Origin of the sequence: Streptomyces sp. NPDC093065 (assembly GCF_044754585.1) — a bacterium.
Lineage (GTDB): Bacteria > Actinomycetota > Actinomycetes > Streptomycetales > Streptomycetaceae > Streptomyces.
Genome location: NZ_JBIVPJ010000007.1, coordinates 147,840 through 159,844, shown reverse-complemented (window position 1 = coordinate 159,844; position 12,005 = coordinate 147,840). Strand labels below are relative to the sequence as shown.

Annotated in this window: 12 protein-coding genes; 10 read left to right on the top strand and 2 right to left on the bottom strand. The window is 71.2% G+C overall.

All coding sequences use genetic code 11. The annotated features are described in order from the left end of the window. Positions 1 to 10: 10 nt before the first annotated feature. The 5 genes from ACIQFU_RS15005 (at position 11) to ACIQFU_RS14985 (ending at position 4,678) form a co-directional block, all read left to right on the top strand. Positions 11 to 1,396: an NADP-dependent succinic semialdehyde dehydrogenase gene (locus ACIQFU_RS15005; protein ID WP_402551641.1), complete on the top strand. Its 1,386-nt coding sequence runs from the start codon at positions 11 to 13 to the stop codon at positions 1,394 to 1,396. 25 nt (positions 1,397 to 1,421) lie between these two features. Next, positions 1,422 to 1,658 (top strand): DUF6213 family protein, encoded by a 237-nt coding sequence (locus ACIQFU_RS15000; RefSeq protein WP_007388168.1) that lies wholly within the window; start codon positions 1,422 to 1,424, stop codon positions 1,656 to 1,658. A gap of 94 nt (positions 1,659 to 1,752) precedes the next feature. Further along, positions 1,753 to 2,937: a 1,3,6,8-tetrahydroxynaphthalene synthase gene (locus ACIQFU_RS14995; protein WP_402551640.1), complete on the top strand. Its 1,185-nt coding sequence runs from the start codon at positions 1,753 to 1,755 to the stop codon at positions 2,935 to 2,937. Next, positions 2,934 to 4,148, top strand: coding sequence for a cytochrome P450 (locus tag ACIQFU_RS14990; protein ID WP_402551638.1), 1,215 nt, complete (start codon positions 2,934 to 2,936; stop codon positions 4,146 to 4,148). The genes ACIQFU_RS14995 and ACIQFU_RS14990 overlap by 4 nt, the downstream gene beginning before the upstream one ends. Beyond that, on the top strand, positions 4,145 to 4,678 hold the full coding sequence (locus ACIQFU_RS14985; RefSeq protein WP_402551636.1) for a cupin domain-containing protein: 534 nt from the start codon (positions 4,145 to 4,147) through the stop codon (positions 4,676 to 4,678). The genes ACIQFU_RS14990 and ACIQFU_RS14985 overlap by 4 nt, the downstream gene beginning before the upstream one ends. A 103-nt stretch (positions 4,679 to 4,781) precedes the next feature. Here ACIQFU_RS14985 and ACIQFU_RS14980 read toward each other — a convergent pair whose 3' ends face one another. Beyond that, a complete protein-coding gene (locus tag ACIQFU_RS14980; protein ID WP_402551634.1) occupies positions 4,782 to 6,008 on the bottom strand; it encodes an acyl-CoA dehydrogenase family protein in 1,227 nt (408 codons plus the stop codon). 170 nt (positions 6,009 to 6,178) lie between these two features. Here ACIQFU_RS14980 and ACIQFU_RS14975 point away from each other — a divergent pair, with 170 nt between their 5' ends. Further along, positions 6,179 to 6,835: a TetR family transcriptional regulator gene (locus ACIQFU_RS14975; protein ID WP_402551632.1), complete on the top strand. Its 657-nt coding sequence runs from the start codon at positions 6,179 to 6,181 to the stop codon at positions 6,833 to 6,835. A 50-nt stretch (positions 6,836 to 6,885) separates the two neighbouring features. On the opposite strand, the gene def is transcribed toward ACIQFU_RS14975, so the two are convergent. After that, a complete protein-coding gene (gene def / locus ACIQFU_RS14970; RefSeq protein ID WP_402551630.1) occupies positions 6,886 to 7,425 on the bottom strand; it encodes a peptide deformylase in 540 nt (179 codons plus the stop codon). A 179-nt stretch (positions 7,426 to 7,604) separates the two neighbouring features. Here def and ACIQFU_RS14965 point away from each other — a divergent pair, with 179 nt between their 5' ends. The 4 genes from ACIQFU_RS14965 to ACIQFU_RS14950 all read left to right on the top strand — a co-directional run bounded on the left by ACIQFU_RS14965 (position 7,605) and on the right by ACIQFU_RS14950 (position 11,988). Next, positions 7,605 to 8,843 (top strand): MurT ligase domain-containing protein, encoded by a 1,239-nt coding sequence (locus tag ACIQFU_RS14965; RefSeq protein WP_007388173.1) that lies wholly within the window; start codon positions 7,605 to 7,607, stop codon positions 8,841 to 8,843. A gap of 23 nt (positions 8,844 to 8,866) precedes the next feature. Beyond that, the gene (locus tag ACIQFU_RS14960) at positions 8,867 to 9,595 is read left to right on the top strand and encodes a glutamine amidotransferase (RefSeq protein ID WP_328559181.1); all 729 of its coding nucleotides are present in this window, start codon (positions 8,867 to 8,869) and stop codon (positions 9,593 to 9,595) included. A 218-nt stretch (positions 9,596 to 9,813) separates the two neighbouring features. Next, positions 9,814 to 10,839 (top strand): 6-phosphofructokinase, encoded by a 1,026-nt coding sequence (locus tag ACIQFU_RS14955; protein WP_402551628.1) that lies wholly within the window; start codon positions 9,814 to 9,816, stop codon positions 10,837 to 10,839. A 198-nt stretch (positions 10,840 to 11,037) separates the two neighbouring features. Continuing rightward, positions 11,038 to 11,988 carry a cytochrome c oxidase assembly protein gene (locus tag ACIQFU_RS14950; RefSeq protein WP_402551627.1) on the top strand — a complete coding sequence of 317 codons (951 nt, stop codon included), beginning with the start codon at positions 11,038 to 11,040 and terminating at the stop codon, positions 11,986 to 11,988. Positions 11,989 to 12,005: the final 17 nt, after the last annotated feature.

Below are 12,005 nucleotides of genomic sequence, written 5' to 3'. Positions count from 1 at the left end.
GAGGTCGGCCATGCCCATCGCGACGGTGAACCCGGCGAACGGCGAGACGCTCAGGACGTACGAGGCCATGGGCGAGGAGGAGATCGAGCGCCGGATCGAGCTCGCGGAGGCCACCTTCCGCACCTACCGGACCACGGGCTTCTACGAGCGGGCCGGGCTGATGCGCCGGGCCGCCGATCTCCTGGAGGCCGACCAGAAGGAGATCGGCCGGGTCATCACCACGGAGATGGGCAAGCCGGTCAAACAGGCCCGCGCGGAGGCGGCCAAGTGCGCCATGGCGATGCGCTGGTACGCCGACCACGCGGCGGAGCTGCTGGCCGACGAGGAGCCCGCCGAGGCCGACGTGAAGGACTCCGGCGCCTCCCGCGCCCTGGTCCGCTACCGGCCGCTCGGTCCGGTGCTCGCGGTGATGCCGTGGAACTTCCCGCTCTGGCAGGTGATCCGGTTCGCGGCGCCCGCGCTGATGGCGGGCAACGTCGGGCTGCTCAAGCACGCCTCGAACGTGCCGCAGACCGCCCTGTACCTGGAGGACCTGTTCCACCGGGCGGGCTTCCCGGAGGGCTGTTTCCAGACCCTGCTCATCGGCTCCGCGGCCGTCGACGACATCCTGCGCGACGAGCGGGTGCGGGCCGCCACCCTCACCGGCAGCGAGCCGGCCGGCCGCGCGGTGGCCTCCACCGCCGGCGAGATGATCAAGAAGACGGTGCTGGAGCTGGGCGGCAGCGACCCGTTCGTCGTCATGCCGTCCGCCGACGTCGACCGCGCCGCCGAGGTGGCGGTGACCGCGCGCACCCAGAACGCCGGGCAGTCGTGCATCGCCGCCAAGCGGTTCATCGTGCACACGGACGTGTACGACGCCTTCGCCGAGCGCTTCACCGAGGGGATGCGGGCGCTGAAGGTCGGCGACCCGATGGACGAGGAGACGGAGGTCGGCCCGCTCTCCGGCGAGCAGGGTCTGAACGACCTGGTGGAGCTGGTCGACGACGCGGTGCGCGGCGGCGCGACGGTGCTGTGCGGCGGCGAACGCCCCGAAGGCGCCGGCTGGTACTACCCGCCGACCGTCCTCGCGGATGTCACCCGCGACATGCGCATCCACCGCGAGGAGGCCTTCGGCCCGGTCGCCACGCTCTACCGGGCGGCCGACCTGGACGAGGCGGTGCTGATCGCCAACGACACGGACTTCGGGCTCAGTTCCAACGTGTGGACGCGCGACGACGCCGATGTGGACCGTTTCGTCCGGGACCTGGAGGCGGGCGGTGTGTACGTCAACGGGATGACGGCGTCCCATCCGGCGTTCCCGTTCGGCGGGGTCAAGCGGTCGGGCTACGGGCGTGAGCTGTCCGGGCACGGAATCCGCGAGTTCTGCAACATCACCACCGTATGGCACGGAGCGTGAGACTTCCGCGACTACGATCCCCTTTGTGAACCGCGAAGTGACCCTGCCTCTGATCGTCGACGACCGCGGCACGCTCCAGGTCGCCGCGTCCGACGTGAGCAAGCTGCTGCGCACGGTCGGCGGGCGGTGGCTGCGGCTGGTGGAGACCGGCGAGGAGAGCCTGGACGAGGACACCGTCGCGGCCCTCACCATCGAGCTGGCCAAGCTGGCCGACCGGATCGACGTGGCGTGCATCGCCCACAGCAGCGGCCGCTCCTCCTGACGGCTTTCCCAGGACGGCGCCTTCCCCGAGACGGAGTAACCCGGCGAGAGATCACCGCCCCCGTGGGTGATCGTGGACGGGCACCCCTGAAAAGGTGCACCACTTTCCGGCCGGGGGGCGCAAGCCTTCCGCGAGGCGAAAGCAGGCACGGTTCATGGCGACTTTGTGCAGACCCTCGGTGTCCGTCCCGGAGCATGTGATCACGATGGAGGAGACGCTGGAGCTGGCGCGCCGGCGTCACACCGACCATCCGCAACTGCCGCTCGCGCTCCGGCTGATAGAGAACACCGGGGTCCGCACCCGGCACATCGTGCAGCCCATCGAGGAGACGCTGAGGCACCCCGGCTTCGAGGACCGCAACAAGGTCTACGAGCGGGAGGCGAAGTCCCGCGTCCCGGCCGTGATCCAGCGGGCGCTGGACGACGCGGAGCTGCTCACCACCGACATCGACGTGATCATCTACGTCTCGTGCACGGGCTTCATGATGCCCTCGCTCACGGCGTGGCTGATCAACGAGATGGGCTTCGACAGCACCACTCGGCAGATACCCATCGCCCAGCTGGGCTGTGCGGCCGGCGGCGCGGCGATCAACCGGGCCCACGACTTCTGCACCGCGTATCCCGAGGCCAACGCACTGATCGTGGCCTGCGAGTTCTGCTCGCTGTGCTACCAGCCCACCGACATCGGCGTGGGCTCCCTGCTCTCCAACGGCCTCTTCGGCGACGGCATCGCCGCCGCGGTGGTCCGGGGACAAGGCGGCACCGGGGTGCACCTGGAGCGCAACGGTTCGTACCTGATCCCCAAGACCGAAGAGTGGATCATGTACGACGTGAAGGCGACCGGTTTCCACTTCCTGCTGGACAAGCGGGTGCCGGCCACCATGGAACCGCTCGCCCCGGCGCTCAAGCAGCTGGCGGGCGAGCACGGTTGGGACGCCGCCGACCTGGACTTCTACATCGTGCACGCGGGCGGCCCCCGGATCCTCGACGATCTCAGCAAGTTCCTCCAGGTCGACCCGCACGCGTTCCGCTTCAGCCGGGCCACGCTGACCGAGTACGGCAACATCGCCAGCGCCGTCGTCCTGGACGCGCTGCGCAGGCTCTTCGACGAGGGCGGCGTCGAGGCGGGGGCGCGCGGGCTGCTGGCCGGCTTCGGGCCCGGCATCACGGCGGAGATGTCCCTGGGCTGCTGGCAGACCGCGGATGTGCGGCGGGGCGTACGGGACGACGTGACGCGGGCGGTGCCCCGGGACGTGACGCGGAGTGTGAGGCAGACGTGAGCGAAGAAACGATTTCCCAGAGCGTGCCGCCCGTCCGGGACTGGCCGGCCGTCGACCTGCCCGGCAGCGACTTCGACCCGGTGCTGACCGAGCTGATGCGCGAGGGCCCCGTCACCCGGATCTCGCTGCCCAACGGCGAGGGCTGGGCCTGGCTGGTGACCCGCCACGACGACGTCCGCATGGTCACCAACGACCCGCGGTTCGGCCGCGAGGCCGTCATGGACCGGCAGGTCACCCGGCTGGCCCCGCACTTCATCCCGGCGCGCGGCGCCGTCGGCTTCCTCGACCCGCCCGACCACACCCGGCTGCGACGCTCGGTGGCCGCGGCCTTCACCGCGCGGGGCGTGGAGCGCGTGCGCGAGCGGTCGCGGGGCATGCTCGACGAACTGGTCGACGCCATGCTGAAGGCCGGACCGCCCGCCGACCTCACCGAGGCGGTGCTGAGTCCCTTCCCCATCGCGGTGATCTGCGAGCTGATGGGTGTGCCGGCCACCGACCGGCACGCCATGCACACCTGGACCCAGCTGATCCTGTCCTCCTCGCACGGCGCCGAGGTCAGCGAGCGGGCCAAGAACGAGATGAACGCCTACTTCGCCGATCTCATCGGGCTCCGGTCGGACAGCACGGGCGAGGACGTCGCCTCGCTGCTGGGTGCCGCCGTGGGCCGGGACGAGATCACTCTGGAGGAGGCGGTCGGGCTCGCGGTACTGCTCCAGATCGGCGGCGAGGCGGTCACCAACAACAGCGGGCAGATGTTCCACCTGCTGCTGAGCCGTCCGGAGCTGGCCGAACGCCTGCGCTCGGAGCCGGAGATCCGTCCCCGGGCCATCGACGAGCTGCTGCGCTGGATCCCTCACCGCAACGCCGTCGGCCTCTCCCGGATCGCCCTGGAGGACGTGGACGTCAGGGGCGTGCGGATCCGGGCGGGCGACGCGGTCTACGTGTCGTACCTGGCCGCCAACCGCGACCCGGAGGTCTTCCCCGACCCGGACGCGATCGACTTCGAGCGTTCCCCCAACCCGCACGTGTCCTTCGGTTTCGGCCCGCACTACTGCCCGGGCGGCATGCTGGCCCGGCTGGAGTCGGAGCTGCTCGTTGACGCCGTCCTGGACCGGCTGCCGGGGCTGAAGCTCGCGGTGGCTCCCGAGGACGTCCCCTTCAAGAAGGGCGCGCTGATCCGCGGGCCCGAGGCCCTGCCGGTGACCTGGTGAGCGGCCTCGTGGCGGCGGCCGAGGGCCTGCTGGTGCCGCCGGGCCACGGCCGGGTGGTGCAGGCGCCGGCCCAGCACGTGACCTTCAAGGTGACCGGCTCGCACTCGCGCGCGGCCTCCACCTTCGAGGTCGTCGTGCCGCCGGGGTTCGACGTCGGTGCGCATGTGCACACGCGCAGCGAGGAACTTTTCTACGTGCTGGAGGGCGAGCTGGACGTGCTCGCCTTCGAGCCGAGGATCCGCACGCCGGACAACTGGCAGAAGTGGGAGTCGAGTTCGGGCAACCGGGTGGTCCGCGCGACCCCGGGCACGGTGATCGTCGTGCCCCCCGGCTGCCCGCACGCCTTCGCCAACCCGACGGGCGAGCCGGCCAAGATGTTCTTCCAGGCCAGCCCGCCCCCGGACCACGAGCGCTACTTCGAGGAGCTGCTGGAGATCCTGGGCGCCGGGGGCCCGCCGGACCACGAGGCGATCGAGGCGCTGCGGGCGAAGTACGACATCGAGCAGCTCACTCCACTCCGGCACGGGTGAGCCACCCTGGGGCGCGGGACAGTGTCGACGTGCGGCTCCGCCGCGCGGGCGCGACCAGCCACGACGGACGGCAGGCCGGCGTCGCACCCGCACCCCTACGGCGCTACCGGATCGGCATGCCCGCCAGCGTCCGCGCGATCACCAGCCGCTGGATCTCGCTCGTGCCCTCGAAGATCGTGTAGATCGCCGAGTCGCGGTGCATCCGCTCCACCGGGTACTCCCGCGTGTAGCCGTTGCCGCCCAGGATCTGGACCGCCTGGGCGGTCACCTTCTTCGCGGTCTCGCTCGCGAACAGCTTGGACATCGAGCCCTCGGCCGCCGTGAACGGCTTGCCGTTGATCGCCATCCACGACGCCCGCCACACCAGCAGGCGCGCCGCGTCGATGGACGTGCGCATGTCGGCGAGCTGGAAGGCGACACCCTGGTTGTCGATGATCGGCCGTCCGAACTGCTCACGCGTCTGCGCGTACTCCAGCGCCACCTCGTACGCGGCACGCGCGGTGCCCACGGCCATCGCGCCGACGGCCGGGCGGGACGCCTCGAAGGTGGCCATCGCCGCGTTCTTCACGCGCTCCCCGCCCTTCTTGGCCTTCTCCCGGGCGCGGGCGAGGCGGGCGTCCAGCTTCTCCTTGCCGCCGAGCAGGCAGGATCCGGGCACCCGCACGTCGTCGAGGACGACCTCGGCGGTGTGCGAGGCGCGGATGCCGTGCTTCTTGAACTTCTGGCCCTGGGACAGCCCCGGCGTGCTCGGCGGGACGATGAAGGAGGCATGGCCCTTGGAGCCGAGGTCCGGGTCGACGACCGCGACGACGACGTGGACGTTGGCGATGCCGCCGTTGGTCGCCCAGGTCTTGGTGCCGTTGAGCACCCACTCGTCCTTGGCCTCGTCGTACACGGCACGCGTGCGCATGGAGGCCACGTCGGAGCCGGCGTCGGGCTCGGAGGAGCAGAAGGCGGCGACCTTGACGTCGTTGGCGTCGCCGTACATCTGGGGGATCCAGGTGCCGATCTGCTCCTCGGTGCCGTTGGCGAGGACGCCGACGGCGGCGAGGCCGGTGCCGACGATCGACAGGGCGATGCCCGCGTCGCCCCAGAACAGCTCCTCCATCGCCATGGGGATGCCGAGGCCGGTGGAGTCGAAGTACTGCTGGGCGTAGAAGTCCAGGGAGTAGATGCCGACCTTGGCGGCCTCCTGGATGACCGGCCAGGGGGTCTCCTCGCGCTCGTCCCATTCGGCGGCAGCGGGGCGGATGACGTCGGCGGCGAAGCCGTGCAGCCAGTCCCGGACCTCCTTTTGTTCGTCGCTCAGCTCCATGGTGAACTCGGCCATGTCCCCTCCAGTGACGCCCGTGCATGTTACTTGCGGTAACCCCGAGTCTGTTACCGGCGGGTAGTGAAAGTCAACTCCCTCGGCACCCTCGCCCTCCCGTTCGATGGCGCTCGTCCCGTGAGTGTTAGTTTGCGCAGGCGTCACCGAAACAGCACGGGTGGGGAGAGCACATGAACACCACGCAGCGGACCGATCAGCAGACGTCCGCCGACCGCAGACGGCGCGAGCTGCTCGAGGCCGCCGACCGGGTGGTGCTGCGCGACGGTCCGCACGCCTCGATGAACGCCATCGCCGCCGAGGCGGGCATCACCAAGCCCATCCTCTACCGGCACTTCGGCGACAAGGGCGGACTCTACGCCGCCCTCGCCGTCCGGCACACGGACGCCCTCCTCGCCTCGCTGCGGGCCGCCCTGGACGCCCCGGCGGAGCGGCGGCAGCGCGTGGAGTCCACCCTGGACACCTATCTGGCGGCCATCGAGGCCCGCCCGCAGGTGTACCGCTTCCTCATGCACCCGGCGGAGGGCAGCACCGCACCGGGCGACCAGGCCGAGCAGGGCTTCGACGTCGGCAGGCACTCGGCGCCGCTGCTGCGCCGCATGGGCGAGGAGCTGGCCCAGGTCATCGAGGAGCGCCTCGACGTCGGACCGGGCACCCAGCAGCTGGCCCGGGTGTGGGGGCACGGCATCGTCGGCATGATGCACGCCGCCGGGGACTGGTGGCTGGGCGAGCGGCCGTGCCCCCGGGAGGAATTGGTGCGCAGCCTGGCCGACCTGCTGTGGGGGCGCCTCGCCGAGGCCGGGGACAAGGCGGGCGGACCGGGGTTCTGACGGCCCGGGGTGCCCCGACGGGTCCTCCCCCCTCCCGGGGCGCAGCCCTCTCAGCGGCGCCAGGACGCCCGCGCCACCTGCCGCATCAGCTTCCGGTGACGCCGTCCGGTCAGGCGATCGGCGTAGACCCGCCCCTCCAGGTGGTCGCACTCGTGCTGGAGGCAGCGGGCGAAGAACCCCGTACCGCGTACGGTGACCGGCTCCCCGGTCGCCGTGAGGCCCGTCACGACCGCCTCGTCGTACCGCTCGGTCCCCGCCTCCAGGCCGGGCAGCGACAGACAGCCCTCCGGACCGCGCACCACCACCCCGCCGGTCTCCACCAGCCGTGGGTTCACCACGTGTCCGAGGTGCCGCTCGTCCTCGTCGTCCGGGCAGTCGTACACGAAGACGCGCAGCGCCTCGCCGATCTGGTTCGCGGCCAGGCCCACGCCGTGGGCGGCGTACATGGTCGCGAACAAGTCCTCCACGAGCGCCGCGAGTTCCGGACCGAAGTCCGTCACCGGCGCGCAGGGGTCGTGCAGGACGGGGTCGCCGAGGAGGCCGAGGGGACGGACGCGCCCGTGGGCGCCCGGGATGGAGCCTTGTCGCATGGCGGTCAGAGTAAGGTCCCTGTGTCCCCCGGCGGCACGCGCCCACCGCCGGAACCCGGTGGCCGGTGCCGCGATTCGGGAGTGCGAATGGATCTCGATAGGCTGAGGCCCACACCACGTGGCCGTCAGGCTTCACAGGCTTCAGGCGCGGCGCGTACGGCAAGGAGGATCGAGAACTGATGGCAGGCAACTCGGACCCGCTCACGCCGCGGGCCAAGATCGCCGTGACCGCGGGCAAGGCGGTCGCGGCGGCGTCCCGTGCCGCTGGACGCGGCAGCGGTTCGGTGATCGGCGGCCGGGTCGCGCTGAAACTCGACCCCGACCTCCTCCACCGGCTCGCCGGGCACCTGGACGTGACCCTGGTCTCGGCGACCAACGGCAAGACCACCACCACCCGGCTCATCGCCGAGGCGCTCAAGGCGGCCGGTCCGGTCGTCTCCAACGCCCTCGGCGCCAACATGCCGGCCGGCATCACCTCGGCGCTCGCGGGCGGCGCGGAGGCCCGTTACGGGGTCATCGAGGTCGACGAGAAGTACCTCGTCGGCGTCGCCCAGGCCACCGAGCCGAAGTGCATCGCGCTGCTCAACCTCTCCCGCGACCAGCTGGACCGCGCCGCCGAGACCCGCATGCTCGCCGAGAACTGGCGCGAGGGCCTGGCCGGCTCGAAGGCCGTGGTCGTCGCCAACGCCGACGACCCGCTGGTGGTGTGGGCCGCGTCCTCCTCTCCGAACGTGATCTGGGTCGCCGCCGGGCAGATGTGGAAGGACGACGCCTGGTCCTGCCCGTCCTGCGGCGGCGTGATGCAGCGCCCCGGCGACGACTGGTTCTGCGGCGAGTGCGGCTTCCGGCGCCCGACGCCGAGCTGGGCCCTGTCCGGCGACCACGTCCTGGACCCGCACGGCTCCGCCTGGCCGATCCACCTCCAGCTGCCGGGCCGCGCCAACAAGGCCAACGCCGCCTCCTCGGCCGCCGTCGCCGCCGTCTTCGGGGTGCCGCCGCAGGTCGCCCTGGAGCGCATGTACCAGGTGCAGGCGGTCGCCGGACGCTACGACGTCGTCCAGTTCCAGGGCCGCGACCTGCGCCTGCTGCTCGCCAAGAACCCGGCGGGCTGGCTGGAGACCTTCTCCCTGATCGACCCGCCGCCGGCCCCGGTGATCCTCTCGGTGAACGCCCGCGGCGCCGACGGCACCGACACCTCCTGGCTGTGGGACGTCGACTACACCCGGCTGTCCGGCCACCCGATCTGCGTGGTCGGCGACCGGAAGCTGGACCTCGCGGTGCGCCTGGAGGTCGCGAACCAGCAGTTCCAGGTGTGCGAGGACCTCGACCAGGCGGTGCAGCTGTGCCCGCCCGGCCGGATCGAGGTCATCGCGAACTACACCGCCTTCCAGGACCTGCGCCGCCGCGTCGGCAACTGACCGCGAGACTTCAGGGGACTTTCGTGAGCGACAACCAACTGCGGATCGTCTGGATCTACCCGGACCTGCTCAGCACCTACGGCGACCAGGGCAACGCCCTCGTCGTGGAGCGCCGGGCCCGCCAGCGCGGCCTCGACGTGGCCCGCCTCGACGTGCGCAGCGACCAGCCGATCCCGACCTCCGGCGACATCTATCTGATCGGCGGCGGCGAGGACCGGCCGCAGCGGCTCGCGGCCGAGCGGCTGCGCAGGGACGGCGGGCTCAACCGGGCCGTGGAGAACGGCGCGATCGTCTTCTCCGTCTGCGCCGGCTACCAGATCCTGGGCCAGGAGTTCATCAACGACCTCGGCCAGCGCGAGCCGGGCCTCGGTCTGCTCGACGTGGTCTCGACCCGCGGCGAGGGCGCCCGGTGCGTCGGCGACGTCCTCGGCGACATCGACCCGCGCCTCGGCCTGCCGCCGCTGACCGGCTTCGAGAACCACCAGGGCGTCACCCACGTCGGACCCAGCGCCCGTCCGCTCGCCCAGGTCCGCTTCGGCAACGGCAACGGCACGGGCGACGGCACCGAGGGCGCGTACAACGACACGGTCTTCGGCACGTACATGCACGGCCCCGTGCTGGCCCGCAACCCGCAGATCGCGGACCTGCTGCTCAAGCTGGCCCTCGACGTGAACGCGCTGCCGCCGACCGACGACCGCTGGTACGAGGCGCTCCGCAACGAGCGCATCGCGGCTGCGCAGCAGCCTGCGTGAACACAGTTGCGCAGCAGCCTGCGTGAACACAGTCGCGCAGCAGCCTGCCTGTCCCCCTCTCCGGCAGCCCGTCTGATGGTGCGTCCGCACAGGTGAGCGGGTGCGTCCAGTAGGCGGACGCGTGGTTCGGCCCCGCCCCCTCGTACCGCTAGGGTGGCGGGGATCGAGCCGGACAGCGCAGTCCGGACCCGTGCCACGTTGAGAAGGTATTTCGGGCTATGCGCATTGGTGTCCTCACGTCCGGCGGCGACTGCCCCGGCCTGAACGCCGTCATCCGGTCCGTCGTGCACCGTGCCGTCGTGGACCACGGCGACGAGGTCATCGGTTTCCGGGACGGCTGGAAGGGCCTCCTGGAGTGCGACTACCTCAAGCTCGACCTCGACGCGGTCGGCGGCATCCTGGCCCGCGGCGGCACCATCCTCGGCTCCTCCAGGGTCCGCCCGGAGCACCTGCGGGACGGCGTCGAGCGGGCCCGCGGCCACGTCGACGAACTCGGCCTCGACGCGATCATCCCGATCGGCGGCGAGGGCACGCTCAAGGCGGCCCGGCTGCTCTCCGACAACGGCCTGCCGATCGTGGGCGTGCCGAAGACCATCGACAACGACATAGCGGTCACCGACGTCACCTTCGGCTTCGACACCGCGGTGACCGTCGCCACCGAGGCCCTGGACCGGCTCAAGACCACCGCCGAGTCGCACCAGCGGGTGCTGATCGTCGAGGTCATGGGCCGGCACACCGGCTGGATCGCGCTGCACTCCGGCATGGCGGCCGGCGCGCACGCCGTGGTCGTCCCGGAGCGGCCCTTCGACATCGACGAGCTGACCGCGAAGGTCGGCAAGCGCTTCTCCGCGGGCAAGCGGTTCGCGATCGTGGTGGCCGCGGAGGGTGCCAAGCCGAAGGCCGGGACCATGGACTTCGACGAGGGCGGCAAGGACGTCTACGGCCACGAGCGCTTCGCGGGCATCGCCCGCCAGCTCTCGATCGAGCTGGAGGAACGCCTCGGCAAGGAGGCACGGCCGGTGATACTCGGCCACGTCCAGCGCGGCGGGACGCCGACGGCGTACGACCGGGTGCTGGCGACGCGGTTCGGGTGGCATGCGGTGGAGGCGGTGCACCGCGGGGAGTTCGGGAAGATGACGGCGCTGCGCGGGACGGACATCGAGATGGTGTCGCTGGCCGACGCGGTGGAGTCGCTGAAGACGGTGCCGGATGCGCGGTACGCGGAGGCGGAGTGTGTTCTTTGAGGTTGCCGTAGTACGCCGACTGCGGCTGGTAGGTGGTTGCTCGCGCCCCCGCGGCGGAGCCGCAGATTGATTCAGCCCCGCGCCCCTGAGGCCGGCTGTCCCGCCCCCGGTCACAAGTGCGGCCGGGGGCGGTTCTAGTCTTGCTTCGGACAAGCGGCGTTGAACCGCGCTCAACCCCCACGAAACAGGAGCGGGCGGATGGATCACAGCGGGCACGGCATGACGATGGATCTGCCGCCGTTCACGCTGGGGCGGGGGCTCGCCTGGTCGGCGGATCCCTTCTTCCTGATCGCGTGCCTCCTCGGCCTGGCGCTGTACGGCTGGGGCGTCGTCCGCCTGGTGCGGCGCGGTGACAAGTGGCCGGTCGGCCGGACCGTGGCCTTCGTGGCCGGTGTGCTGAGCGTCGCGCTGATGATGTGCACCAAGCTGAACGACTACGGCATGGTCATGTTCAGCGTGCACATGGTGCAGCACATGGTGATCAGCATGGTGTCGCCGATCCTGCTGCTGCTCGGTGCTCCGGTCACGCTGGCCCTGCGCGCGCTGCCGCCGGCGGGCCGTGGCCGCAAGGGGCCCCGTGAGCTGCTGCTGATGCTGCTGCACAGCCGCTACATGCGGATCATCACGCATCCCGCGTTCACCATCCCGCTGTTCATCGCGAGCCTGTACGCGCTGTACTTCACCCCGCTCTTCGACACCCTGATGGGCTCGCGGGCCGGGCACATCGGGATGATGGTGCACTTCCTCGCCGTCGGTGTGGTGTTCTTCTGGCCCATCATGGGCGTCGACCCGGGCCCGCACCGGCCGGGCTACCTGATGCGGATGCTCGAGCTGTTCGCGGGCATGCCGTTCCACGCGTTCTTCGGCATCGCGCTGATGATGGCCTCCTCCCCGATGGTCGAGACGTTCAAGAACCCGCCCGCCTCGCTCGGCATCGACGCCCTCTCCGACCAGAACGCGGCCGGTGGCATCGCCTGGGCGTTCAGCGAGGTCCCGTCCGTGCTGGTGCTGCTCGCGCTGCTGTTCCAGTGGTACGCCTCGGAGGAGCGGCAGGCCCGGCGCAGCGACCGGGCCGCGGAGCGCGACGGCGACAAGGAGCTGGCGGCGTACAACGCCTATCTGGCCTCACTGAACACACGCGGCGGCTGAACGGGGCACCATGGAGG